The following is a 26,765-nucleotide window of genomic DNA, read 5'->3' on the forward strand; positions in this document are numbered from 1 at the left end:
GGCTTCGATGAAGAAATTGAACGCGGCCTCGGCGTCCCGTTTGTTCTCGGCCATCCAGATGTCCTGTAGATGGCCCTTGGCTTTGGCTTGCAGCGACTTCGGCATGGCATTCAGGACGTTGCCGGTTTTATGCACCCAGCAGCGCTGCTCCCGGGTCTCACCGAACACCTCCCGCAAGGCGTTCCAGAAGCCGAGCGCGCCATCACCAACGGCCAGATCAGGGGCTTTTCTGAGGCCACGACGTTGCAAGTCCAGCAGCAGTTCACGCCAGCTCTGGCTGCTTTCTCGATACCCGTCCACGAGGCCCAGAACATCCTTGTTACCCCACTCGTCCGCGCCGATGATCACCAGCATGCATTGCTTGTCAGCATCCGTGCGCGGCTTGAAATAAACCCCGTCGGCCCAGAAATACACAGAGGTGGTCGCGGAAATTCGGACCAGTTGTTAAGGTGGATCGACTTATGAGAAAGACGATTCAAAATGACGAAACGAAAGAACCATTCTCCCGAATTCAAAGCCCGCGTTGCGCTTGAAGCAATCCGCGAGGAAATGACGATGGCGGAGCTGTCGAAGAAGTATGGTGTGCATCCAACCCAGATTGGCACATGGAAACGAGCAGCGATTGAAAACATGGCCACGGCATTTTCCAGACGGGGCCGTGATCCTGATCGGGTTGATGAAGCCCAGATTGAGAAGCTGCACTCCAAGATTGGTCAGCTGGTCGTGGAACGGGATTTTTTAGCCAACGCCTCGCAACAGTTGCTCGGGAAGCGAGGCAAAAAATGGTGAGCCGTGAGCATGATCTGAGTGTGCGACGACAATGCGGGCTACTTTCTCTGGCGCGCTCGAACCTGTATTACCAGCCAAAAGGCGAAAGTGCTGAAAATTTGCGGTTCATGACAATAATCGACAAGCAATTCTTGCAGACGCCGTGGTATGGATCACGGCAAATGGCCCGGCACATGCAGCGCCAAGGTTACAAGTGTGGTCGCCACAGGGTCCGCCGTTTGATGCGGCTGATGCGGTTGGTTCCGATCTACCAGACGCCCAACACGAGCAAGAAACATCCGCAGCATAAGATCTACCCGTATCTGCTGCGAGACCTGACGATTGATCGTCCAAACCATGTGTGGTGCGTAGATATCACCTACATTCCGATGCAGCGCGGGTTCCTCTATTTGGTCGCGATCATGGACTGGCACAGCCGCAAGGTTTTGAGCTGGAGATTGTCAAACAGCATGGAGGCAGATTTTTGCGTTGAAGCCCTGAAAGAGGCTATGGCCAAATACGGCAAGCCCGATATCATGAACAGCGACCAGGGCAGCCAGTTCACCGGGTTTGAATGGACGCAGGCGCTGAAAGAAGCCGACGTGAAAATCTCGATGGATGGCAAAGGTCGCTGGGTCGATAACCGGATGATCGAGCGGCTTTGGCGATCCTTGAAATACGAATGCATTTACCTCAACGCATTTGAAACGGGTTCGCAGACCCGCGCCGGGATCGGGAAATGGTTGGCTTACTACAACACCGAGCGCCCGCATTCCACCCACGGAATATTGACCCCGGATGAAGCCTATGACAGAAAAACAAAACCAATGAGTTTGGCAGCCTAAATGAAACCCTGATCCATCTTAAACTGGCTGCTGACTGGTCAAAAAAGTGGGACCACCTCTACACATAGCGTTTGGCCGACAGGTCACGCCGGTTCCAACGCTCGTATTCTGCCCACCACTCCGCCTTCAGGCGCGAAATCGTGCTCGATGTCAAACCACCCGCATCAGGCCCCAGAAGGGCCGCCAGTGCTTCGCCGAAATCACCCGTGGAAATACCTTTGAGATAGAGCCAGGGCAACAACTCCTCGACCGACTTTGCCCGGCGCAGATACGGCGGCAGAAGCGTCGAGGTGAACCTGATCTTCTCCGCCCCCGTGCCACGATCACGCACCCGAGGCACATTCACCGGGACAGGGCCGATCCCCGTCATCACCTCGCGCTCCGGCAGGTATCCGTGGCGAACAAGGCGCTGGCGACCGGCCGAATCCCTCAAATGCGCGTGTTGCGCCATCAGATCACAAACCTCGGCCTCGACCGCCTGTGCCAACAGATCCCGCGCGCCTTTGCGCAAGATATCCGTCAGCGGATCAGGTGAAATTCCGGCTGGATCGGTAAACTCCAAAATAGTATCGTCTTCCATGTGGCATATCCTTTTCTCTCTGAGAATCGCGGCGCGTCAACACCGCCATGATATGCCACCCAATCACCCCATCACCAACTTTCGGGCATTACTCTTAACAGAAAACGGACAAAGACTATCCACAATGGGACTGGAAATGGTTATTAGGAGTATTTTGAATCAATAATGGCGGTTGTGTCTCGAAAGTGGTGGAAATTGATTTCAGGCACCTCCGAGCGGGTTGAGTTATGCGCCGGTCAGGCGGCTTGGTCAAGGGTTGCGGCGGCGACGGGCTGAGCGAGCGTTTCCCAGCCATCGACCTTTCGCATGACGATCTGCCCCGAGGCCATCAGAGCCCAAAGCAGCATCGGCACGGTCTCGGCGCATGGCAGCACGGTCTGGGTCTTGATGCGGCGGCGGAATTCCTCGTTCAGGCGTTCGATCGCATTTGTCGTTCTGGCCGATTTCCACTGGCCTTGTGGCAGACGCGTGAAGGTGAAAAGCTTATCTCCTGCTTCTTCCAAGCTGTCAGCGACGGCCTTGCATTTCAGCCGCCATTTTCGCAGAAATGCCTTGCGGCGGGTGGCGATTTCCTCGGGTGTTTTGGCGTAGATCATGTCGCGGTAATCTTCTGTCAACTCATCATGCATACGCTTGGGTGCCTTGGCCAGAAGGTTGCGGTGCTTGTGCACCGTGCACCTCTGGATCGGCAGATCTTCACCCCAGAGGGCAATGAGAGCGACCTCAAGTCCCGGTGCCCCGTCCACGATGACAAATTCGGGCCGTTTCAACCCGCGCGCATCCAGATCGTTGATGAACTGACGCCAGGCGGAGGTGCTTTCGCCGCCCATGTTCATCAGTGATAACAAGACCTTCTGCCCATCCCGGCGCACGCCAATCGCGGCCAGAACCGAGATATTGGTGGCCTTCCTGTCAATCCGCGTTTTGATCACGGTGCCGTCCAGGATCAGCCGCACGATGTCTTCATCCGCAAGGCTGCGGGCGCACCACGCCTGCCAGTCCACCTTCACCTTGCGCCAGGCGCGGCTCACCACATCCTTGCTGACCGCCCCCTGAAACAGGCCGAACAGGGCGCGTTTTACCCGCCGTGTGTTGGTGCCCGAAAGGTAGACAGCAGCGATCAGCGCCTCGGCCTTCTTCGTCAGCCGCTGGTAGCGGGGCAATGCCTTCGAGCGCCATTCTCTGGCCTTGCCGGCCTCGCCTGTGATCCGCGCACGCGGCACGCGCACCGTTTCGGTTCCAAATGTTCCGACCAGTTGCCGCTCGCGATGCCCGTGGCGGTATCCGGCCTTTGCCCCGCCGCTGCGGCCATACCGGCAACGGCCCAGAAACTGCTCCAGCTCCTCTTCGAAAACCGCCTCGATCGTCGCGCGGATGTTCTGGCGCAGCCGGTCTTCAATCGGGTCATAGCCTGCTTCATTGGCCAGTAGCGCGGATGTCGATGTTGCTGTATTCTTTGTCATGGCGTGATCTCCTTGGCGGTTCCAGCCGCCGGTTGGGTGGCTTCGATGCACCCGGAGATTACGCCGTCCTCGAATTTCCACCAAACTCGCGACACTACCTCCGGTAACGCAGTTCGGTCACTGGTTTATAATTGACCATTCAGCATCTTCCCAATGTGCCATTCAGCCCATGCGCGGATGTGGCTGGCAACACGTTAAACCTAAACGTAAACCACCGAGCCATCATCATAGGTAATGCGTGTGGAAATCAAATTCCCGGCAGCATCAAAATCTTTCAAGATTTCGTCCCAAGCAGCCGTATTATCAACGTCAAAGTTGGTATCCCAACGCGTCCCGTCATCATTCACGGTGCTGCGGAAGTACACTCCACCTGTCGCATTGTAAGCTTGCATTACACTGGCCCAACTACCGGTATTATCGACATCGAAATTGGTGTCAAAATGCGTGCCATCATCATTGGTGGTGCGACGGAAATACAGCTGGCCGGCACTATCAAAATTCTGCAGGATTTCCGCCCAACTATTTGTGTCATCAACATCAAAGTTACGGATCGTCCGTGTTCCGCTATCGTTGGCTGTGTCCACATAATCAACACCGCCTGTGGCTGTATATCCAGTCAAACTGGATGCCCATGTGGCCGTATCATTCACATCGACAACAAGTTCGAATTTGGTTCCATCATCATATATAGTACGACGGAAATACACTTCACCGGTGGCTGTGTATTGCTGAAGTATGGATGTATATGTAGCCGCATTACCAGCATCAATGTTTGTCACGAATGACGTTCCATCATCATTTGTGACTTTACGATAATACAATTGGCCCGCTGTATCATAATTCTGAACAATTGTCGTCCAGGCTTCAACAGCTGCGGGATCGTAATTTGCAACTGTTCGTGTGCCAGTATCATTTGTGACATCTGTATATGTTAACTGACCAGAAGCATTGTACGCTTGCAGCATAGACGTCCATGACTGGGCGTTTGCAGCATCCAGATACTTGTCGAACCGCGTACCGTCATCATTCATCGTTTGCACAAATGACTGGGCGCCTGTTGATGTGTGGCGGGTTTCAATGGACACCCAGCTATAGGCGCTAGTGAAATCGTAAATTACATTCGCGTCCGTTCCATCATCAAAATATGTATCTTTGCTTGTCATCACGCCAGATGCATTCAAGTGGGTGTGGATTGAAGTATAAGATGACGTATTTCCAAGATCATATTCGGACACAATGGTAGGCCCATTCAGATCGGTTTCAGCATTGATCACCCATAATGTATCAAGCGCACCATTCGTCACTGTTATTGAGCCATCAATTGTCACATTATTACCCGATACGACCAAATTCGGTAGTGTCATTGTCCCCTTCAGGACAATTGTGTCTGATGTGGCTTTGCTTGCACCCGATGTGTAGTCGGTGATTGTATCCGACCCGGTTTCGCCCGAACTGAAAACAAAACCATCATAACCGGCACCACCCGTCAGGATATCCGACCCAACACCACCTTCAAGCGTGTCATTGCCGCCCATCCCGTTCAGCGTATCATTGCCGCCCATGCCCTTTATGATATTTGCCACAGCATTGCCGGTTACATTGTCATTTCCGCTGCCCATGGTGGCATTTTCAATTACGGTCCCGCGCGCAATGGCCCAGTTTCCAAGCAGCCCGTCTATGTCTGAATATGTTTCGGCATTCATATCCAGCCGGTTGCTGGCTGTGCTGAATGTAAGATCAATCAGATCGTTCCCACCTTGATCATAGATGGTCAAAGCCAGTGGATAGTAGGTCTTAACATCAACTGTTGAACCGCTATCGATCGCATTGAACAAAGTGCCAAGATAACCTGTCAGGTTTGTACCGGTTCCCCATACTGTATCGCCAGCTGTTGTGCTGCTTGCACCAGGGGCGCCATACAGGTTTTGGATGGCAATAATGTCTGCCATCATCGCAGTGGTCAGAAACGCAAAACTGGCCGCAATTGTCGTATTTTCCGTCTGACTGAAATATGACATGACAGATTCCTGCCAGCTGTCATTTGAATAGACATTATCAATGCCGTAAGTTGCCGAACCATTATAATCGCCCTGATGGCCCAATCCCAAAGCATGGCCTATTTCATGGATATACGTCTGAAACCCGTATCCCCCGATCTTTCCATCGCTGACATCATCCCAGTTGTCAGGAATATTAACAGTCGAGGAGATTATAGTGTTTCCACTAGTTGTGGAATAAGAATACGCGCCACTTGTATCAGAGCTAACAAATGTAATTTTAGCGCCGCTTGTGACTTCGGTGAAAACAATATTTGCAACATTTGACCACGCCTCAAGGGCCGCTCTGGCAAGTTTTAGTGCCGATGCACTTAGACCTGTGAGGTTTACTGTAATAACATTGCTAGCCGCGGTATTAAAGCTGCGCTCATGACCAACTCCACCCCAGGCACCACTTGTCAAGTAGCCAGCAAGCACATCATTTGAAGCAAATGGTTTGGGCGCATAATTAATCCCTGTTTGATTGTACAGCGATGCTTTCAAAGATTGGCCTGTGATACTCATATTGTCAGCTCTCCGTTAACTGATTTATTACTATTCCGGTTGTGTCTCGAAAGTGGTGGAAATTGATTTCAGGCACCTCCGAGCGGGTTGAGTTATGCGCCGGTCAGGCGGCTTGGTCAAGGGTTGCGTCGGCGACGGGCTGAGCGAGCGTTTCCCAGCCATCGACCTTTCGCATGACGATCTGCCCCGAGGCCATCAGAGCCCAAAGCAGCATCGGCACGGTCTCGGCGCATGGCAGCACGGTCTGGGTCTTGATGCGGCGGCGGAATTCCTCGTTCAGGCGTTCGATCGCATTTGTCGTTCTGGCCGATTTCCACTGGCCTTGTGGCAGACGCGTGAAGGTGAAAAGCTTATCTCCTGCTTCTTCCAAGCTGTCAGCGACGGCCTTGCATTTCAGCCGCCATTTTCGCAGAAATGCCTTGCGGCGGGTGGCGATTTCCTCGGGTGTTTTGGCGTAGATCATGTCGCGGTAATCTTCTGTCAACTCATCATGCATACGCTTGGGTGCCTTGGCCAGAAGGTTGCGGTGCTTGTGCACCGTGCACCTCTGGATCGGCAGATCTTCACCCCAGAGGGCAATGAGAGCGACCTCAAGTCCCGGTGCCCCGTCCACGATGACAAATTCGGGCCGTTTCAACCCGCGCGCATCCAGATCGTTGATGAACTGACGCCAGGCGGAGGTGCTTTCGCCGCCCATGTTCATCAGTGATAACAAGACCTTCTGCCCATCCCGGCGCACGCCAATCGCGGCCAGAACCGAGATATTGGTGGCCTTCCTGTCAATCCGCGTTTTGATCACGGTGCCGTCCAGGATCAGCCGCACGATGTCTTCATCCGCAAGGCTGCGGGCGCACCACGCCTGCCAGTCCACCTTCACCTTGCGCCAGGCGCGGCTCACCACATCCTTGCTGACCGCCCCCTGAAACAGGCCGAACAGGGCGCGTTTTACCCGCCGTGTGTTGGTGCCCGAAAGGTAGACAGCAGCGATCAGCGCCTCGGCCTTCTTCGTCAGCCGCTGGTAGCGGGGCAATGCCTTCGAGCGCCATTCTCTGGCCTTGCCGGCCTCGCCTGTGATCCGCGCACGCGGCACGCGCACCGTTTCGGTTCCAAATGTTCCGACCAGTTGCCGCTCGCGATGCCCGTGGCGGTATCCGGCCTTTGCCCCGCCGCTGCGGCCATACCGGCAACGGCCCAGAAACTGCTCCAGCTCCTCTTCGAAAACCGCCTCGATCGTCACGCGGATGTTCTGGCGCAGCCGGTCTTCAATCGGGTCATAGCCTGCTTCATTGGCCAGTAGCGCGGATGTCGATGTTGCTGTATTCTTTGTCATGGCGTGATCTCCTTGGCGGTTCCAGCCGCCGGTTGGGTGGCTTCGATGCACCCGGAGATTACGCCGTCCTCGAATTTCCACCAAACTCGCGACACTACCATAATGGCCTCGGGCCGACAGTTTCCACTTATGTGCTACATCGCAGCACGAGGGGTGGGCATTGGAAACCAACAATGAAAACGTCCCCTCTTCCAAAGAATGGGTGTTGGACTTCCTGCAGTTCCCACCAATCAAATAAACCGCCAATCCCCCCCCAACAAAAAGAAACGGCAGCGCCCAGGGAGGAGGGGCACTGCCGTTCTGTTTTTGCGTCGGGTCTTTGGGAGGAGGAAAAGACCCTTCGCATATCCGGGGTAATAATAACCCCGTATCTTTGCGCGGTGACATCCGGGAGGAGGTAGATGCCACCGCGGTCCGGCACGCCTGCATGTTCAGGGAGGAGAAAGAACAGGCGGGCCGAATGGGCTTACAGGCCGTAGGCGGCCTCGAGTGCGATGCGTTTGATCATCGAGCGGTTCAGGCCCAGATCGTCCAGTTCCCGCATACTCAATGCGCTCAGTTCATTCACTGTTTTGCGGTACAGGCGGTAGTTGGCAACGCGGTCGGTTGCGGATTTCAGGATGGCCGAAACGCGGCCTGTGACACCGGCGTTTGTGCCGTGGAATTCTGTTGTAAAAGCCATGGGGCTAACTCGCTTACTTAGGTTGTGGCCAGAACCGGATCGTCCTGACACGGCGGAACATATGGGAACCTCTAAAAATCCCCCAAAATCCGGCCTGACGGGGTAGAATCGTCATCAGGATGAAAATGATTCGACCGACGGGGTTTTGTCATGGGTCAGATGGGATTTTTTGATCTTTCCAGCCGATACGCGGGACTGGACAAATCTGGTGATCCGCTGGTGTTGCTCAACGACATGGTGCCGTTCGAGGATTACCGGGACGAGCTGAAGGCCATATGGCGCACGCCGCCCGAACAGCGCAAATCCAACGCTGGCCGCCCGCCTTGGGATGAGGTGCTGATATTCAAGACGATGGTTTTGCAGCAGCTCTACAACCTCTCTGACGATCAGATCGAGTATCAGATCCGCGACCGCCTGTCGTTCATGCGGTTTCTCGGCCTTGGCATTGAAGACAGCGTACCTGACGCCAAGACCATCTGGGCCTACCGTGAAAGGCTGGCCGGGGCCGGGAAGATGAAGGAGCTGTTTGACAAGTTCGATGCCTTTCTGCGCGAAAAGGGCTATCTGGCGATGGGCGGGCAGATTGTTGATGCGAGCATCGTTCCGGCGCCGCGCCAGCACAACAAAAGGGACGAGAACGAGAAAATCAAGGCGGGCGAAACGCCTGAAGAGTGGGAGGAAAAACCCCACAAGAAGCGCCAGAAGGACGTGGATGCGCGCTGGACGAAGAAGCACGGCAAGAGCTATTACGGCTACAAGAACCACATCAATGTCGACCGGCGGCACAAATTCATCCGCGCTTATGATGTCACCGATGCCGCCGTGCATGACAGCCAGGCGCTTGCCGGTCTGATTGATGCGAGCAACACCTCATCGGACCTGTGGGCCGACAGCGCCTATCGCTCGCAAAAGATCGAAAGCGAGCTGGAAGAGCGGGGGCTTCACAGCCATATCCATCACAAGGGCAGGCGCGGCAAGCCGCTTGGCGAGCGCCAGCAAAAGGCCAACCGGAGGCGCTCGAAAGTGCGGGTCCGGGTCGAGCATGTATTCGCTTTTCAGGAGCGCTCCATGGGCGGCAAGCTGATCCGCTCCATCGGCCTGAAGCGGGCGCGATTTCGCATCGGGATGATGAACCTGGTCTACAACATGAAGCGCTTCGTCCAGTTCGAATGCGGCCTGGCGGCGCCGGGATAAGGGTTCATGGGGTGAGGTGTGCCTGAAATACCCAAAACCGGCTTGAAACCGGTGAAAATGGGTTTATGATCCGAAGCAATCAGGCGGGACAGGCGAAAAACCGTCCACCCCGCCGCGAAGAAGGCGAAAACGGGAATTTACAGAGGTTCCCATATGTATTTTGCGCATCGCCACAACAGACGCGTTTGAATTGCCGCTATGCGTCTGGCGCATAGGTAGGGCAGGGGTGCTGTCCTATTTTCACATTCCTGTTACATGCGCGGTTTTTGCCCCTTGCACAGGGGCGCGCAAAGCCTCACCTACTGCGTAACCCATATATAACATATATAAGGAGCGCCCGAAATGGCCCTGACCCGTGATGACATCCTGAACGAACTGCGCCGCATTGAATTGCCCGATGGCCCCAATCTGGCCGATAGCGATATGATCCGGGCCCTGTCGGTAGACGGTGGCGAAGTGCGCTTTGTGATCGAAGCGCCCACCCCCGAGGCGGCGGCTGCGCTGTCCCCTGTGCGTGATGTGGCCGAACGGGCTGTGAAAAGCATTAAGGGGGTCGAGAAGGTTTCTGTGGTGCTGACGGCCCACGGCCCTGCCACCAAAACCCCGCCGCCGGATTTGAAAATAGGGCGTCACCCGACACCGCAACAGGGGCGTCAGCCGGTGCCCGGCGTGAAAAAGATTATCGCGGTTGGCTCGGGCAAGGGCGGGGTAGGGAAATCCACCGTGTCCTCGAACCTTGCGGTGGCGCTGGCGCGTCAGGGGCTGAAGGTTGGCTTGCTGGATGCCGACATCTACGGGCCTTCGTTGCCGCGTATGATGGGCACGAATGACCGGCCTAAACTGGACAAGAATGACAAGATCATCCCGCCAGTCGTGCATGGCGTGGCGATGATGTCGATCGGTCTGTTGGTGGACCCTGATCAGGCGCTGGCGTGGCGGGGTCCGATGCTGATGGGGGCCTTGCAGCAATTGCTGGGCGATGTGGTCTGGGGCGAGCTGGACGTGCTGATCATTGATCTGCCGCCAGGCACGGGTGATGTGCAACTGACACTGGGCCAGAAAACCGAAGTGACCGGCACCATCATCGTATCCACCCCGCAGGACGTGGCATTGCTGGATGCCCGTCGCGCGATCACCATGTTCAAAAAGCTGGAAACGCCCATTCTGGGGCTGGTGGAAAACATGTCGGCCTATATCTGTCCCGAATGCGGCCACGAGGCACATATCTTTGGTCACGGCGGTGTGCGGGCCGAGGCCGAGAAGCTGGGCGTGCCGTTCCTTGGCGAATTGCCGCTGGATCTGGATGTGCGACTGGCGGGGGACGCCGGCACGCCGGTTGCTGCGGGGCAGGGGCCTTTGGCCGATGCCTATGCGCAGTTGGCCAAGCGGTTGATCGACAGCGGCGCGGTGTAGCGTCCGCAGTTTACGGGAATTCACGGGACGAATAGGGAATCCGGCAGAATCTCTGCCGGATTTCGCTGTGAATCGGGGGTTGGTTTAGTCTGCCTGCGGTTTGAATCCCGCCTGATTTGCGAAAATCGGTGTGAATCTGGAATTATTTTGGGAAATTACGGGAAAATATGAACCCGAGTAAGGTATACCATATATAGTGTAGTTGACCCTAGATTACTATATATATGGTATTTTGTTCCTTTTGCGTTCCCGTTCGGGCCTTGGCGCTGATTGGCCTACACCCATGTTTTTCCCTATTTTTCCCATAAAAATCCTTTGACACCCATGATTTCCCATGGCAAACATTGATCCAAGATAAGAACGGGCACATACAAAAATTGGGGCAGATTAAAGAACCCCGAACAAAGGCACCTAATCAGGTTTCATACAGGCTCCCGCTTTTGTCTAATTAGAGATCCGGCGCGCGGGCGAGCAGACATCCCCCCAGGTGGCGCGCGCAGCTGGACATTCCCCGGAGACGGGACGAGGGCGGCGGATAGAGCAGTGGCAGCTAGCTCGATCCGCCGTTTCCCGTTTCAGGGGCCGTTTTTGGGGTGGTAAAGGTTTTAGGAGGCCGCGAGGCAGTGACACGGGAATTTTTCGGCGATGCCCACAATAAAGTGGATGCAAAGGGCAGGGTGTCTATTCCTGCCTCGTATCGCCGTGTCCTGCAGGCCGGTGACCCCGAGTGGAAAGAGGGTCTGAACCCCAATCTTGTGATCGTATACGGCGACAAAAGCCGCAACTTTCTGGAATGCTTCACGATGGAAGCGATTGCCGAGGTTCAGGCAAAAATCCGCAAGAAACCCCGTGGCTCCAAACAGCGCCGCGCGTTGCAGCGTCTTTATAACGGCAACGCCTATCCGACGTCGGTGGATGAAACCGGCCGTCTGGTGCTGCCCAAAAAGCTGATTGAAAAAATCGGGCTGGATGGCATCGCCTATTTCATCGCCAATGGCGATACGTTCGAGATCTGGAACCCGGAAACCTACGAGCAAGAGGAATACGGCAACCTCGAGGCCGATGACAGCTTTGATCCGAATGCCGATCCTTCCATCTATCTTGACGGTGATGAAGAGGAGTAGCTTATGATGTCTGCTCCTGCCCAGCCGCATATCCCCGTTTTATTGCGTCCTTTGCTGGATGCCGTTGCCCCGGTGTCCGGCCTTTGGCTGGATGGCACTTTTGGCGCCGGTGGCTATGCCCGAGGTTTGCTTGAGGCCGGTGCCGATCAGGTGATCGGTGTGGATCGCGACCCGCTGGCGTTTGAAATGGCGTCTGGCTGGGTTGGAGAATATGGCGACCATTTGAAACTGGTTGAAGGCACGTTCAGTCGGCTCGACAGTTATAGCGATGTGCCGCTGGACGGTGTGGTGCTGGACCTTGGCGTCAGTTCGATGCAACTGGACCGCGCCGATCGTGGCTTTTCCTTTATGAAGGATGGCCCGCTGGACATGCGGATGAGCCAATCCGGCCCCTCGGCGGCCGATATCGTCAACGAGGCATCCGAGGCCGAGCTGGCCGATATTATTTTCCAATATGGCGAAGAACGGGCCTCGCGCCGGATTGCCAAGGCGATTGTCGCCGCGCGCGCCAAATCGCCGTTTGAAACCACCCTGCAACTGGCGGCGGTGATTGAATCGGTTCTGCCGCGTGGCAAGCCCGGCCAAAGCCACCCCGCGACCCGCACTTTTCAGGCGATCCGCATTGCGGTGAATGATGAATTCGGTGAATTGCTGGCCGGGCTTCAGGCGGCAGAGCGGGCATTGAAACCGGGCGGGAAACTGGCGGTGGTGACCTTTCATTCGCTCGAGGACCGCGTGGTCAAACGCTATCTGGCGGCACGATCCGGCGGGGCGGGGCGGGCGAACCGTTATGCCCCTGCTACTGAGGAAGAAAAACCGCAGTTCCAATTGCTTAGCCGCCGCGCCATCGGGCCGGATGATGATGAACTGGCCGTGAACCCGCGGTCGCGTTCGGCCAAATTGCGGGTGGCCCAACGCACGGATGCGCCCTCAGGTGACATGCCGCGCACGGGTTTGGGGATGCCGAAAATTTCATTGGGGGGACAGGATTAATGCGCAGCTTCTTTTATGTGGTCTCGGCGCTGGCGGTGATTGCGCTGGCCTTTTGGTCCTATCAGGAAAACTATAAAACACGGGCGTCATTGAACGGCGTTTCGAAATTGCAACGGCAAATCGGGCAGGCGCGCGAACGGCTGGCGATTTTGCGGGCCGAATGGGCCTATCTGAACCGCCCCGAACGCCTAAAAGAGCTGGCCGACATCAACTATGACCGGCTGGGCCTGCTGCCGCTGTCGCCGGAACAGTTTGGCCGGATTGATCAGGTGGCTTTCCCGTCCCCGGAACTGACCGCCATCATCAACCCGATCGAACTGTCCGCAGATCTGGAGGATAGCCAATGACCCGCACCCCCCTGCGCCCGCTGGCCCGTATTCTGGAGGCCCGCGCCAAGGGTGAAAACCCCGATGCGATTGAACGCGCCAATATCCGTGCCCGCCACGAGGTGATGCGCGATAAAACCCGCTTGCGTTCCGAAGGGCGCCTGTTGGTGCTGGGCGCATTTTTCTTCTTTGCTTTTGTGGTGATCGGTGTGCGTATGGGCATGTTGGCCGCAAGCGAGCCGCGCGAGCCACAAGTTGCAGCGGCGGGTGCACATATCGTTGCAAGCCGTGCAGATATTGTGGATCGCAATGGCCGGATATTGGCCACCAACCTGACCACACGGGCGCTTTATGCCCAGCCACCGGTGATGATTGACAAAGAGCGCGCCGCATCAGAGCTGGCCGCGATTTTCCCGGATCTGGACAAGGAAAAACTGCTGGCGCAATTCACCGGCAACCGAAAATTCATCTGGATCCGCAAGAAGATCAGCCCCGAACAGATGCAGGCCGTGCACGACATTGGTGATCCCGGCCTGCTGTTCGGTCCGCGTGAAATGCGCCTGTATCCCAACGGCAAACTGGCCGCGCATATCCTTGGCGGGGCCTCATTTGGTCGCGAAGGGGTGAATTCCGCCGAGGTGATTGGTGTGGCCGGAGTTGAAAAAGAGTTTGACGATTATCTGCGCGACCCCGCACAGGACGGCAAGCCGTTGCAATTGTCGATCGATCTGACCGTGCAGGCCGCCATCCGCGAAGTTCTGTTTGGCGGTATGAAGCTGATGAACGCCAAAGGGGCGGCGGCTGTGCTGATGGATGTGCACACAGGCGAAATTATCTCGATGGTCAGCCTGCCGGATTTCGACCCCAACACACGCCCACGGGTTTTGACGCAGGGCGATGCCAGCGACAGCCCGCTGTTTAACCGTGCTGTGCAGGGGGTTTACGAACTGGGGTCGGTGTTCAAAATCCTGAACACGGCGCAGGCGCTGGAACTGGGGCTGGTCAACCCGTCTACCATGATTGACACCAAAGGCCCGCTGCGCTGGGGTAAATTCAAGATCCGTGATTTCCATAACTACGGCGCGCAATTGTCGATGACCGATGTTGTGGTGAAATCCTCGAACATCGGCTCGGCCCATGTGGCCCAGATGATCGGTGCAGATCGCCAGCGTGAATTCCTTGGCACGCTTGGCTTGCTCGAAGCCACACCAGTAGAACTGGTCGAGGCTTCGGGCGCAAAACCCCTGTTGCCCAAACGGTGGTCTGAATTGTCGACCATGACGATTTCCTATGGGCATGGTCTGTCCACCAGCCCGCTACATTTGGCAACGGCCTATTCCTCGATTCTGAATGGCGGGTTGCGGGTTCGCCCGACCCTGCTGCGCAGGACCACCCCGCAAACGGGCGAACGGGTGGTATCGGAACGCACGTCAGAGCAGGCGCGCTCGATGTTGCGGCAGGTCGTGGTGCGCGGCACCGCATCTTTTGGCGAGGTCGAGGGATACGCAGTGGGCGGCAAAACCGGCACGGCTGACAAGCCAAAACCGACAGGCGGCTATTACAAAGACAAGGTTGACGCGACGTTTGCGTCGGTCTTTCCTGCACATGATCCGAAATATGTGCTGATCGTGACGCTGGACGAGCCGGTCGAAACCTCTGGTCCCAAACCGCGCCGCACGGCCGGTTGGACATCGGTTCCGGTGGCCGCCGAGATCATTCGCCGCGTTGCGCCATTGTTGGGATTGCGGCCAGAGGTTGAGCCTTTGCAGCCAACTGGGGTAACACTCACCAGCAACTAGGCCAAATCAGCGGGGGCGGCATGGCACATCAGGCGGGCAGAAAAACACTTGCAGATCTTGGCCTGAGGGCCAAAGGCGGGCAAGAGGCTGAAATTACAGGAATTTGTGTCGATAGCCGCGAGGTAAAGCCCGGCTATCTGTTTGCCGCCATGTCCGGTGTGCGGGTGCACGGGGGCGAATTTATCCAATATGCGCTGCGTATGGGGGCCGGGGCGATTCTGACGGATCAGGCCGGTGCGGCGATTGCGGCGGATGAAATTGCCGATGCCGCTGTGCCGCTGGTGGTGGCCGATGACGCACGCCAGACGCTGGCCTATGCCGCCGCGCTGTGGTTCGGCGCACAGCCTGAATATATGGTGGCGGTGACGGGGACCAACGGTAAAACATCCGTCTCCACCTTTGTGCGCCAGATCTGGATCGCGATGGGCATCAAGGCTGCCAATCTGGGCACCACGGGGGTCGAGGGCGCCTATACCGCCCCGCTGCACCACACCACGCCAGAGCCGATCACACTGCACCGTCTGCTGGCCGATATGGCGGGCGAGGGTGTGACCCATTGCGCGATGGAGGCGTCCAGCCACGGGCTGGAGCAGCGCCGCCTTGACGGGGTGCGGCTGCGGGCTGGCGGGTTTACCAATTTCACCCAGGACCATCTGGATTATCACAAGACGTTCGAGGACTATTTCAACGCCAAGGCCGGCCTGTTTTCCCGTGTGATGGGGGATGACGCGGTGGCGGTGATCAATATGGATGACCCAAAGGGCGCGGTGATGGCCGGAATTGCGCGTTCGCGCGGGCAGGGGGTGATCAAGGTTGGCAAATCCGATGGTGTGGATTTGCGCCTGCTGGCACAGCGGTTTGACGCGACGGGGCAGGACCTGCGGTTTGAATGGCGCGGCAAGGCGCATCAGGCGCGGCTGGAGTTGATCGGCGGTTTTCAGGCGGAAAACGTGATGGTGGCAGCGGGGCTTGTGATTGCCTGTGGCGCCGATCCGGCCGAGGTGTTTGATACATTGCGCGAGCTGATCACCGTGCGCGGCCGGATGCAACTGGCCGCCACGCGCGATAACGGCGCGTCGGTGTTCGTCGATTTCGCCCATACGCCGGATGCTTTGGCCACCGCATTGCAGGCCATGCGCCCGCATGTGATGGGGCGTCTGGTGGTGGTGTTTGGCGCGGGCGGCGACCGTGATCCCGGCAAGCGGATACTGATGGGGCAGGCGGCGGCAAAATATGCCGATGTGGTGTTTGTGACCGATGATAACCCGCGCTCCGAAGACCCCGCCGGTATTCGGGCGATGGTGATGGAAGGCTGCCCCGAGGCCACCGAAGTGGCGGACCGCGCCGAAGCGATCCTGCGCGGGGTGGATGCCCTGCAGGCGGGGGATGTGTTGCTGATCGCGGGCAAGGGACATGAAAGCGGGCAGATCGTTGGCGATGTGGTGTTGCCGTTTGACGATGTGGAACAGGCCAGCATTACAGTGGCTGCACTGGAAGGGCGCATGGCATGAGCGTGCTCTGGACCTCTGAAGAAGCCGTCGCAGCCACCAGCGGCAAGACGCCCTGTAACTGGCAAGCCACGGGTGTTTCAATTGATACGCGAAGCATTGCGGCAGGCGAATTGTTCGTGGCGCTGAAAGACGTGCGCGATGGTCACGATTTCTTCGCACAGGCGTTGGAAAAGGGCGCGGCGGCGGCTTTGGTTTCGCATGTGCCTGAAGGGGTGCCAGCGGACGCGCCACTGCTGATCGTGCCCGATGTGTTGCAGGCGCTTGAGTCGATGGCAGTAGCCGCAAGGGCGCGGACATCGGCCAGGGTGATCGGCGTGACCGGCTCGGTCGGCAAAACCTCGACCAAGGAAATGCTACGTTCTGTACTGGAGCGGCAAGGGCGGGTGCACGCGGCGGAAATGTCGTTCAACAACCATTGGGGCGTGCCGCTGACATTGGCGCGGATGCCCAAGGATACCGATTTCGCGGTGATCGAGATTGGCATGAACCATCCCGGCGAAATTGCGCCGCTCACATGTCTGGCGCGCCCTGATGTGGCGATGATCACCAATGTGGTGACCGCGCATATGGCCGCCTTTGACGGGATTGAAGGCATCGCACGGGAAAAGGCCAGCATCATCGACGGGCTGCAAAGTGGCGGTGTGGCGGTGGTGAATGGTGATCTGGATACCAGCGGTATCCTGACCGGATATGCACAGGAAAAGGGCGTTGACTGTGTGACCTTTGGTATGGGTAAAAACAACACCCACCGCCTGCTGAATGTGCAACAGGCGGGCGGAATGACCGTTGTGAGGTCGCTGATTGCTGGTGCCGAAACTCTGTTCAAAATCAAAAGTCTGGGAGAACACTTTGCCATGAATGCGCTTGGTGTTCTGGCCGTGGTGCAGGCGTTGGGGGCGGATGTGGCGCTGGCGGCCAATGACATGGCCCTGTGGCAGCCCCCCGCCGGTCGCGGCACTTTTGAAACCGTGGTGCTGGATGCTTACGCGCCGGATCAGGCCGTGACGCTGATCGATGACGCCTATAACGCCAACCCGACCTCGCTGGATGCCGCGCTGAAGGTGCTGGCGGCGACACTGCCAGCGGACGGGGTGGGGCGTATCCACACGGGCCGCCGGATTGCAGTGCTGGGCGATATGCTGGAACTGGGCGAGGACGAGATGGCGCAACACGCCGCATTCGCCACCCATCCGTCGCTGGAAAATGTCACGCTGGTGCACTGCGCGGGGTCCCGGATGCGGGCGCTGTGGGATGCCCTGCCGGATCACAAACGCGGCGAGTGGGTCGAAAAGGCAACTGACCTTGCGGCAACCGCCCACCGGTTGGTGGACGCGGGCGATGTGATCTTGGTAAAGGGGTCCAAAGGATCATTGGTCAGCACGGTTGCGACCGCGATCCGCAATTTGGGCCAATCGGGCGAAATGAATAGTAACAAAGGGTCAGTGTAGATGCTTTACTGGTTATCCAGCCTGTCGGACGGCGGCGATTTCTTCAATCTTTTCCGCTATATAACTGTTCGTTCGGGCGGGGCATTTTTCACGGCTCTGGTGTTTGGTTTCATCTTTGGCCAACCCCTGATCAACCTGCTGCGCCGCAAACAAACCAACGGTCAACCGATCCGTGAAGACGGACCGCAAAGCCATATTCTGGAAAAAGCCGGCACGCCGACCATGGGCGGGGTGCTGATTTTGGGGGCGTTGACGGTTTCCACATTGCTGTGGGCGCGACTGGATAACCCCTATGTCTGGATGGTGATGTTTGTCACACTGTCCTTCGGGCTGATCGGGTTTGCCGATGATTACGCCAAGGTCAGCAAGAACAACACCAAAGGTGTTTCCGGCAAAATACGCATGGGTCTGGGCCTGTTGATTGCCGCAATTGCCGGCTATTGGGCGGCCTATTACCACCCCGATGATCTGGCTTACCGGCTGGCGATGCCGGTATTCAAGAATACGCTGATCAACCTGGGTTATCTGTTCATACCCTTTGCGATGATCGTGATTGTCGGATCCGCCAATGCGGTGAACCTGACAGATGGTCTGGATGGTCTGGCGATCATGCCGGTGATGATTGCGGCGGGCACGCTGGGCATTATTGCCTATGCGGTCGGGCGGGTCGATTTCACCGAATATCTGGATGTGCATTATGTGCCGAACACCGGTGAATTGTTTATCTTTACCTCGGCCCTGATCGGCGGCGGATTGGGGTTCTTGTGGTATAACGCCCCCCCGGCAGCGGTGTTCATGGGCGACACCGGATCGCTGGCGCTTGGTGGCGCTTTGGGGGCGATTGCGGTGGCCACCAAGCACGAAATCGTTTTGGCTATTGTTGGCGGGTTGTTCGTGGCCGAGGCCCTGTCGGTGATCATTCAGGTGCTTTATTTCAAACGCACCGGCAAGCGGGTGTTCCTGATGGCGCCGATCCATCACCACTACGAGAAAAAAGGTTGGGCCGAGCCGCAGATCGTGATCCGGTTCTGGATCATCTCGCTGGTGCTGGCGCTGATCGGGCTGGCGACATTGAAGGTGCGTTAAGGCATGTGTAGGGCGGGGTTCACCCCGCCACGGCTGGTCATAACGGCGGGGTGAACCCCGCCCTACGGGCCGCACAGAAGGTTTGCCAATATGCCCGCCGCGTCCTAAACAGGGGCAGGCAAGGATAAAAGGGCAGCACATGATCCCCGTTCAAGGATTTACAGATAAGAAAGTGGCCGTTCTGGGCCTTGGCCGCACCGGCCTTGCAACCGCCGTGGCGCTCGAGGCGGGCGGGGCTATCCCCGTGGTCTGGGATGACAACGAAGCCGCCCGCGATGCGGCCGAAAAACAAGGCTATCCGGCGACCGACCTGCACAAGGCGGGTGTGTGGGAGGACATCGCAACCCTGATCGTATCCCCGGGAATCCCGCATCTTTACCCCGAACCCAACCCCGTGGTGCGCAATGCCATTGCCGCCGCTGTGCCGGTCGACAATGATATCGGATTGTTCTTCCGATCCTTCGCGACATACGAATGGGACGGTTTTGACGTTGCCCCCCGCGTGATCGCCATCACCGGTAGCAACGGCAAATCCACCACCGCAGCATTGATCCATCACGTTCTGGAACATGCCAAACGCCCGACCCAACTGGCGGGGAATATCGGTCGCGGGGTGCTGGATATCGACCCCGCCCATGACGGCGAAGTCGTGGTGCTGGAGCTGTCCAGCTATCAGACCGAACTGGCCCGATCGCTCACCCCTGATGTCGCCGTGTTCACCAACCTGTCGCCCGACCATCTGGACCGGCACGGCGGCATTGGTGGTTATTTCGCCGCCAAACGCCGCCTGTTCGCCGAAGGCGGACCGGACCGCGCGGTGATTGGTGTGGACGAGGTTGAGGGCCGCTTTTTGGCCAATCAAATGGCCGAAGGCCCTGCAGATGACCGCGTGATCCGAATTTCGGTGGAAACCAAGCTGGCCGGCCTCGGTTGGGCGGTGTTCGCCCGCAAGGGGTTCTTGTCGGAATACCGAAAAGGGCGGCAAATGGGATCAATAGATTTGCGCAAAATCAAGGGCTTGCCGGGTGCACATAATCATCAGAACGCCTGTGCGGCTTACGGCGCAGTGCGCACTTTGGGCATCGCGCCCAAGGTAATCGAGGCCGCATTCCATACCTTCGGCGGGCTGGCCCATCGAAGCCAGATTGTTGGCACTGCAAACGGCGTGACCTATGTGAACGACAGCAAGGCCACCAATGTGGATGCCGCCGAAAAGGCGCTGCTGGCCTTCCAGAATATCCGCTGGATTGCAGGCGGGCAAGGCAAGACGGGGGGCATTTCCAGCCTTGCCCCGCATCTGGGGAACGTGCGCAAAGCCTATCTGATAGGTGCTTCAGCGGATGAATTTGCAGGGCAGTTGGGGTATACTCCTTATCAGATTTGCGAAACGATGCAGCAGGCTGTTGCCGCCGCCGCAAAAGACGCCGAAGACGGCGACACTGTGTTGTTGGCGCCCGCCGCCGCCAGCTTTGACCAATACAAAAGTTTCGAGCATCGTGGCGATGATTTCACCACCATCGTTACCGCGCTGATAGACGGGTAACAGCGGTTTTTTGCACGTTTTCAAGAAGATTTGGACAAAACCGATTTACCCACGCTAGAATTGGGCGGGGGATATGAAATGTATCAAATACTGAAACGACTTCTGGCCGTATGGTTGCTCTGCATTTTGGGCACGCAAGGGTTTGCACAATCGACAGAGGATCCAAAGTTGCGGGTGCTGGTCAAACCGGTCCCGCCTTTTGTAATTGAAAATGCGGATGGCACACTTACTGGGTTCAGTATTGATTTGTGGCAGATGGTTGAAAAACAACTGGATGTGCAAAGCGATATCACTGTGTTTCCCAATGTCACCGAACTGTTGCAGGCAATCGAGGCGGGCAAAGGGGATATTGCCATTGCCGCTGTGACAATCACGGCGGATGGATTTTTCCCATCCTTTCTTTCGCTCCGGTCTACAGATCATGGTGCCCAACAAGAATATAGGTATGGTTGCCAAGGCGGTATCGGTGATCAAGGGGGTTTTCGCGTCGTCGAGCTTTCGTTTTGCCCTATTGGCACTGGCCATTCTGGTGCTGGGGACCGCGCACATCACATGGCTGGTCGAACGGCGGAAAAACCCGGATTTCACCCGTAGTTACCCAATGGGTCTGTGGGACGGGGTTTACTGGACGATGGTCACGATCTCGACCGTTGGTTATGGTGACAAAACTCCGAAATCGCATCCCGGCAAGGTGATTGCGCTGGTGCTGATCGTATTCGGCTATGTCGCCTTTGCCTGGTTCACCGCGACAATATCCTCGGCGATGACGGTATCGCGTCTGGAAGGGGAAATTCGTGGCCCCGAAGATTTGGGCGGCAAGCGGGTTGCGACCCTTAGTGGCTCGACAAGCGAGGCCTATATACAGCATTTGCCGGGCGTGCAAATTAGGGCTGTAGAAACGATTGATCAGGCCTACAATGCGCTGGAATCCGGGCAGGTTGCTGCTGTGGTCTATGACTTTCCGGTACTTAGCCATTATGCGAATGGTGAGGGTCAGGAAAAGGTACGCCTGACGGGGCCGATATTTCAGCGTGAACCTTACGGGGTTGTTTTTCCGGAAGGCTCGAAATGGCGCGAGCGGGTTAATCAGGCGTTACTACAACTGTCAGAGCAAGGCGATTTTGACCGGATTTATCTAAAATGGTTTGGCCGCGCGCCGGACTAAGGAGAGTAGCATGAGCGATGATCTAAGCGGCAAGACCTGTATTGCCTGCCACGGCGGGATGCCGGTGCTGTCCAAGGACGAAGTGGCCGACAATATGGGGCAATTGCACGAGGGCTGGAAACTGGCCAAAGAGGGCCGCTGGCTGGTGCGGCGTGTCACTGTCAAGGGGTTCAATGCCGCGCACCACTGCGCCAATGTGGCGGCCTGGCTGGGCGAACAGGAAGGGCACCATCCCGATATCCACTTTGGCTGGGGCTATTGCGAGGTGGAATTCACCACCCATGTGGTGCACGGGCTGACCGAAAACGATTTCATCTGCGCGGCCAAATTCGACCGGATTCTGGCGCTGGGATAGGGATTTGCAAGCCCCGCGTCTTTGGCGTATCAGGCGCGTATGACACAGTTTTCCTTTGATTTGCACAGCACCGACGGCAAGGCCCGCACCGGTATCATCCACACCCCGCGCGGTGACATCCGTACGCCGGCCTTTATGCCTGTTGGCACAGCGGCCACGGTCAAGGCGATGATGCCTGAAAATGTGCGTGCCACGGGGGCGGATATTCTGCTGGGTAACACCTATCATCTGATGCTGCGCCCCACTGCCGAACGGATTGCCAATTTGGGAGGTTTGCACAAGTTCATGAACTGGGAGCGCCCCATCCTGACGGATTCCGGCGGCTTTCAGGTGATGAGCCTGTCGGACCTGCGTAAAATGTCGGAACAGGGCGTGACCTTCAAATCGCATATCGACGGCTCTTTGCATGAAATCACACCGGAACGCAGCATGGAAATCCAGCGCTTGCTGGGCAGCGATATTGTGATGTGTTTTGATGAATGCACCCCGCATCCGGCCCCCGAGGATGTGGCGCAAAAATCCATGCGGATGTCGATGCGATGGGCGCAGCGTTCACGCGATGCATTTGGCGAACGGCCCGGGCATGCGTTGTTCGGCATCCAGCAGGGCAGCGTGTTCAAGGACCAGCGCGAGGAAAGCGCCGAGGCGCTAAAGGCGATTGGCTTTGAGGGCTATGCCGTTGGCGGTCTGGCGGTGGGCGAGGGGCAGGAAACCATGTTTCAGGTGCTGGATTACGCCCCCGACATGCTGCCCGCAGACAAACCGCGTTACCTGATGGGGGTGGGCAAGCCCGATGATCTGGTCGGAGGTGTGAAGCGGGGTATTGATATGTTTGACTGCGTGTTGCCATCACGGTCGGGGCGCACGGGGCAGATATTCACCCGCCATGGTGTACTGAACATCAAAAACGCCCGCCACCGCGATGATCCGCGCCCGCTGGACGAAGCCTGCACATGCCCTGCCTGCCGCAACTATTCCCGCGCCTATCTGCACCATGTGTTCAAGGCGCAGGAAATCATCGGCTCGATGCTGATGACGTGGCACAATCTGCACTATTATCAGGAACTGATGGCGGGGATGCGGGATGCGATCGCGGCGGGAACATTCGATAACTTTGAATCACAATTCCATGCGCAGCGCGTGCAGGGGGATATTGAACCACTTTAGCGCGATTTTGTGCGTATAGGCGGTTTATCCACCGATATTTACCTGTTTTGGCGGTATGGGGCTGACCCAGATAACCTAAAAAGAGGTTATGATGGGAAGCATGAGAAAGAGTCGCCTGAGCCACTACAAGCAAGACCGTCTTACGGAGCATTTTGTTTCGGGATCGACAGCACGAACAGCAGCCAGTTTGTGTGGTGTAAACCGCAAGACCGCAGCGTTTTATTTTCTACGCCTGCGCGAGATAATCGCCTATGAGCTGGAGGCGGAAAGCCAAGCTATGTTCGGCGGAGAAATAGAAGTGGACGAAAGCTACTTTGGCGGCAAACGCAAAGGTAAACGCGGGCGTGGTGCGGCAGGTAAAATTCCCGTTTTTGGTATATTAAAAAGGGGTGGGAAGGTTTACACCAAGATCATCCCGGACGCCAAATCCGCCACTCTGATCCCGATCATAGAGCGCAAAGTCGTGCCGGATTCCATCGTCTATTCCGATTGTTGGCGCGGTTATAATGTGCTGGATGTGTCAGACTTCCACCACTTTCGCATCAACCATTCCAAGCTCTTTGCAGACCGTCACAACCACATCAATGGCATCGAGAATTTCTGGAACCAAGCCAAGCGCCACATGCGCCGATTTAACGGTGTCCCCAAGGCCCAATTTGGGCTATATTTGAAGGAATGCGAGTGGCGTTTCAACAACAGTGACCCTTCAGCTCAGTTATTGCAGCTAAGACAATGGGTTAAGCGTTACTTGAAGTAGTTATCTGGGTCAGCCCCGGCGGTATTTTTAGGTAACTTTGGGGAATGGTGCCTTGCCCTTGCCGCATTGCGCAGGCACATTGCGGCCCAAAGCTGCATGGCAGGTCAAATGGTTGAAAATCGGCGGGGTCGCCCCCACATCAATAGCCAAAGACCGGAGACAGGCGGGTTGCCTATGCGAACAGGGGCCTGCTGTTGTCTGCCACTAAACAAGGAATTGAAATGAGCGAGCAAATGAGCACATCCTACCCCGTACTGCCGTTGCGCGATATTGTGGTGTTTCCGCATATGATCGTGCCGCTGTTCGTGGGCCGTGAAAAATCTGTCAAAGCCCTGGAAGAGGTGATGGTGGATGACAAGCAAATCCTGCTGTCGAGCCAGATTGACCCCTCGCAGGACGACCCGGATTCGGACGGGATTTATAACGTTGGTGTTCTGGCCAATGTGCTGCAACTACTGAAGCTGCCCGATGGCACCGTCAAGGTGCTGGTCGAAGGGCGCAAGCGGGTGCGGATTACCGATTATCTGGACAACCCCGATTATTTCGAGGCCCGCGCTGAAGAACTGCACGAGGTTCCCGGTGATGCGGATACCGTCCAAGCGCTGTTGCGTTCGGTCGGTTCCGAATTCGAACGCTATGCCAAGATAAAGAAAAACGTGCCAGAAGAGGCGCTATCGGCTGTGGCTGATGCGGTCGAGAGTGACAAGCTGTCTGATCTGGTGGCGGGTCATCTGGGCATCGAGGTTGAACAAAAGCAGGAGCTTTTGGAAACCCTGAACGTGGCTGAACGGCTGGAGAAGATTTACGGCTTGATGCAAGGCGAAATGTCGGTGCTGAAGGTCGAGAAAAAGATCAAGACCCGCGTCAAAAGCCAGATGGAGCGCACCCAACGCGAATATTATCTGAACGAGCAGATGAAGGCCATTCAGAAGGAACTGGGCGACGGCGAAGACGGCAACAATGAAATCACCGAGCTGGAAGAGCGTATTGCCCAGACCAAGCTGAGCAAAGAGGCGTTGGAAAAAGCCAATGGCGAGCTGAAAAAGCTAAAAAATATGTCGCCTATGTCTGCCGAGGCCACCGTGGTGCGCAATTATCTGGACTGGATGTTGTCGATCCCGTGGGGCAAGCGTAGCCGCGTGAAAAAGGATCTGAACGCAGCGCAAAAGGTGCTGGATGACGATCACTACAGCCTTGAAAAGGTCAAGGAACGGATTGTGGAATATCTGGCCGTTGGCCAGCGGTCGCGCAAATTGAAGGGGCCGATCCTGTGTCTGGTCGGGCCTCCGGGCGTGGGTAAAACCAGCCTTGGCAAATCCGTGGCGCGGGCAACGGGGCGCGAATTCATTCGCATTTCGCTGGGTGGCGTGCGGGACGAATCCGAAATTCGCGGTCACCGCCGCACCTATATCGGCTCGATGCCCGGCAAGATCATTCAGGCGCTGAAAAAGGCGAAAACCACCAATCCGCTGATCCTGCTCGATGAAATCGACAAGATGGGGCAGGATTTCCGTGGTGATCCGGCGTCTGCGATGCTCGAGGTTCTGGACCCCGAACAAAACAGCGCATTCGTCGATCACTATCTCGAGGTCGAATATGACCTGTCGGATGTGATGTTCCTGACCACGGCGAACAGCTATAACATGCCAAGCCCGCTGCTGGACCGGATGGAGATTATCCCGCTGTCGGGTTACACCGAGGATGAAAAGCGCGAGATTGCCAAGCGGCATCTGATCGGAAAACAGATCAAAGGCCACGGGTTGAAGCCGGATGAATTCGAACTGACGGACGAGGCATTGCAGGAAATCATCCGCACCTATACCCGCGAGGCTGGTGTACGCAACCTTGAGCGCGAGATCGCCAAACTGGCGCGTAAGGCCGTGACCAAGATTGTGCGCGGGGACGAGGAAAAGGTGGTGATCACCCCCGAGAACCTTGAGGATTATCTGGGCGTCAAACGGTTCCGTTATGGTCTGGCCGAGGAAAAGGACCACGTTGGCGTGGTCACAGGTCTGGCGTGGACATCCGTTGGCGGCGAATTGCTTTCGATCGAGGCGCTGAAACTGCCCGGCAAGGGGCGGATGAAAACCACCGGCAAGCTGGGCGATGTGATGAAGGAAAGCATCGATGCTGCGGCGTCGTTTGTGCGTTCGATCAGCCCGCAAATCGGGGTGAAACCGACGCAATTCGAGAAAATCGATATCCACGTTCACGTTCCCGAAGGGGCCACCCCCAAGGACGGGCCAAGCGCCGGTGTGGGGATGGTGACATCCATCGTATCGGTTCTAACGGGCATTGCGGTAAAGAAAGACATTGCCATGACCGGCGAGGTTACTTTGCGTGGTAATGTGCTGCCGATTGGCGGTTTGAAAGAAAAGCTGTTGGCGGCGCTGCGGGGCGGTATCAAAACCGTTCTGATCCCGAAAGAAAACGAAAAGGATCTGGCCGAGATACCGGATAATGTGAAAGAGGGTTTGAAGATTATCCCTGTGGAACATGTATCCGAAGTGCTGAAACATGCGCTGGTCAAGCAGCCCGAGCCGATCGAATGGGATGAAGCGGCAGAAGAGGCCGCCGCGGCCAAGGCGGCACTGACTGCCAAGGCGGGCGATGCCGGTGCAACGGCGCATTAAATATTGTAAGGGGGCCATTAGG

The 26,765-nt window shown here is 56.8% G+C and carries 20 protein-coding genes and 3 pseudogenes; 17 read left to right on the forward strand and 6 right to left on the reverse strand.

The genetic code is table 11. From position 1 onward, the window contains the following. A pseudogene (locus tag ACQY4M_RS03985) lies at positions 1-414 on the reverse strand (transposase); the annotation flags it as partial. 66 nt (positions 415-480) lie between these two features. Here ACQY4M_RS03985 and ACQY4M_RS03990 point away from each other — a divergent pair. After that, positions 481-1,613, forward strand: a protein-coding gene (locus ACQY4M_RS03990) for an IS3 family transposase (protein WP_428539245.1) whose coding sequence is annotated in 2 segments (ribosomal slippage) — positions 481-733 and positions 733-1,613 — 1,134 coding nt in all. Because the reading frame shifts where the segments join, the coding sequence is not laid out codon by codon here. Positions 1,614-1,674: 61 nt separating this feature from the next. On the opposite strand, the pseudogene ACQY4M_RS03995 reads toward ACQY4M_RS03990, so the two are convergent. The 5 genes and pseudogenes from ACQY4M_RS03995 to ACQY4M_RS04015 all read right to left on the reverse strand — a co-directional run. After that, positions 1,675-2,193 (reverse strand): annotated as a pseudogene (locus ACQY4M_RS03995) (transposase); the annotation flags it as partial. Positions 2,194-2,429: 236 nt separating this feature from the next. Beyond that, a complete protein-coding gene (locus ACQY4M_RS04000; protein WP_428542059.1) occupies positions 2,430-3,656 on the reverse strand; it encodes an IS256 family transposase in 1,227 nt (408 codons plus the stop codon). Positions 3,657-3,856: 200 nt separating this feature from the next. Continuing rightward, on the reverse strand, positions 3,857-6,217 hold the full coding sequence (locus ACQY4M_RS04005; RefSeq protein WP_428541140.1) for a M10 family metallopeptidase C-terminal domain-containing protein: 2,361 nt from the start codon (positions 6,215-6,217) through the stop codon (positions 3,857-3,859). Between the two features lie 103 nt (positions 6,218-6,320). Continuing rightward, entirely contained in the window at positions 6,321-7,547 is a 1,227-nt protein-coding gene (locus ACQY4M_RS04010) for an IS256 family transposase (protein WP_428542062.1), read from the reverse strand. Positions 7,548-8,013: 466 nt separating this feature from the next. Next, the gene (locus ACQY4M_RS04015; RefSeq protein ID WP_428541143.1) at positions 8,014-8,229 is read right to left on the reverse strand and encodes a DUF1127 domain-containing protein; all 216 of its coding nucleotides are present in this window, start codon (positions 8,227-8,229) and stop codon (positions 8,014-8,016) included. A gap of 150 nt (positions 8,230-8,379) precedes the next feature. On the opposite strand from ACQY4M_RS04015, the gene ACQY4M_RS04020 reads away from it, so the two are divergent. The 16 genes and pseudogenes from ACQY4M_RS04020 to lon all read left to right on the forward strand — a co-directional run bounded on the left by ACQY4M_RS04020 (position 8,380) and on the right by lon (position 26,743). Continuing rightward, positions 8,380-9,423 (forward strand): IS5 family transposase, encoded by a 1,044-nt coding sequence (locus tag ACQY4M_RS04020; protein ID WP_428539227.1) that lies wholly within the window; start codon positions 8,380-8,382, stop codon positions 9,421-9,423. A gap of 65 nt (positions 9,424-9,488) precedes the next feature. Continuing rightward, the gene (locus ACQY4M_RS04025) at positions 9,489-9,638 is read left to right on the forward strand and encodes a hypothetical protein (protein WP_428541146.1); all 150 of its coding nucleotides are present in this window, start codon (positions 9,489-9,491) and stop codon (positions 9,636-9,638) included. Positions 9,639-9,765: 127 nt separating this feature from the next. Next, positions 9,766-10,836, forward strand: a complete 1,071-nt coding sequence (locus ACQY4M_RS04030; RefSeq protein WP_428541149.1) for a P-loop NTPase — start codon at positions 9,766-9,768, stop codon at positions 10,834-10,836. Positions 10,837-11,459: 623 nt separating this feature from the next. Then, a complete protein-coding gene (gene mraZ, locus ACQY4M_RS04035) occupies positions 11,460-11,960 on the forward strand; it encodes a division/cell wall cluster transcriptional repressor MraZ (protein WP_428541152.1) in 501 nt (166 codons plus the stop codon). Positions 11,961-11,966: 6 nt separating this feature from the next. Then, positions 11,967-12,953: a 16S rRNA (cytosine(1402)-N(4))-methyltransferase RsmH gene (gene rsmH, locus ACQY4M_RS04040; RefSeq protein WP_428541155.1), complete on the forward strand. Its 987-nt coding sequence runs from the start codon at positions 11,967-11,969 to the stop codon at positions 12,951-12,953. After that, positions 12,953-13,300, forward strand: a complete 348-nt coding sequence (gene ftsL / locus ACQY4M_RS04045; RefSeq protein ID WP_428541158.1) for a cell division protein FtsL — start codon at positions 12,953-12,955, stop codon at positions 13,298-13,300. Before rsmH ends, ftsL begins: the two co-directional genes overlap by 1 nt. Beyond that, positions 13,297-15,078, forward strand: coding sequence for a peptidoglycan D,D-transpeptidase FtsI family protein (locus ACQY4M_RS04050; RefSeq protein WP_428541161.1), 1,782 nt, complete (start codon positions 13,297-13,299; stop codon positions 15,076-15,078). Before ftsL ends, ACQY4M_RS04050 begins: the two co-directional genes overlap by 4 nt. 20 nt (positions 15,079-15,098) lie before the next feature. Continuing rightward, the gene (locus tag ACQY4M_RS04055) at positions 15,099-16,589 is read left to right on the forward strand and encodes a UDP-N-acetylmuramoyl-L-alanyl-D-glutamate--2,6-diaminopimelate ligase (protein ID WP_428541164.1); all 1,491 of its coding nucleotides are present in this window, start codon (positions 15,099-15,101) and stop codon (positions 16,587-16,589) included. Continuing rightward, a complete protein-coding gene (locus ACQY4M_RS04060) occupies positions 16,586-18,037 on the forward strand; it encodes a UDP-N-acetylmuramoyl-tripeptide--D-alanyl-D-alanine ligase (RefSeq protein WP_428541167.1) in 1,452 nt (483 codons plus the stop codon). The genes ACQY4M_RS04055 and ACQY4M_RS04060 overlap by 4 nt, the downstream gene beginning before the upstream one ends. Continuing rightward, positions 18,038-19,123: a phospho-N-acetylmuramoyl-pentapeptide-transferase gene (gene mraY, locus ACQY4M_RS04065; protein WP_428541170.1), complete on the forward strand. Its 1,086-nt coding sequence runs from the start codon at positions 18,038-18,040 to the stop codon at positions 19,121-19,123. Between the two features lie 139 nt (positions 19,124-19,262). Then, entirely contained in the window at positions 19,263-20,666 is a 1,404-nt protein-coding gene (gene murD / locus ACQY4M_RS04070; protein WP_428541173.1) for a UDP-N-acetylmuramoyl-L-alanine--D-glutamate ligase, read from the forward strand. A 78-nt stretch (positions 20,667-20,744) separates the two neighbouring features. After that, positions 20,745-21,831, forward strand: a pseudogene (locus ACQY4M_RS04075) (transporter substrate-binding domain-containing protein). A gap of 10 nt (positions 21,832-21,841) precedes the next feature. Then, positions 21,842-22,186 (forward strand): 4a-hydroxytetrahydrobiopterin dehydratase, encoded by a 345-nt coding sequence (locus ACQY4M_RS04080; protein WP_428541176.1) that lies wholly within the window; start codon positions 21,842-21,844, stop codon positions 22,184-22,186. Positions 22,187-22,225: 39 nt separating this feature from the next. Next, positions 22,226-23,353 (forward strand): tRNA guanosine(34) transglycosylase Tgt, encoded by a 1,128-nt coding sequence (gene tgt, locus ACQY4M_RS04085; protein ID WP_428541179.1) that lies wholly within the window; start codon positions 22,226-22,228, stop codon positions 23,351-23,353. A 100-nt stretch (positions 23,354-23,453) separates the two neighbouring features. Then, positions 23,454-24,110: an IS1595 family transposase gene (locus ACQY4M_RS04090; protein ID WP_428539609.1), complete on the forward strand. Its 657-nt coding sequence runs from the start codon at positions 23,454-23,456 to the stop codon at positions 24,108-24,110. Between the two features lie 221 nt (positions 24,111-24,331). After that, positions 24,332-26,743, forward strand: coding sequence for an endopeptidase La (gene lon, locus ACQY4M_RS04095; protein ID WP_428542065.1), 2,412 nt, complete (start codon positions 24,332-24,334; stop codon positions 26,741-26,743). Positions 26,744-26,765: the final 22 nt, after the last annotated feature.

Source organism: Profundibacter sp. (assembly GCF_965277155.1).
Classification (GTDB): Bacteria; Pseudomonadota; Alphaproteobacteria; order Rhodobacterales; family Rhodobacteraceae; genus Profundibacter.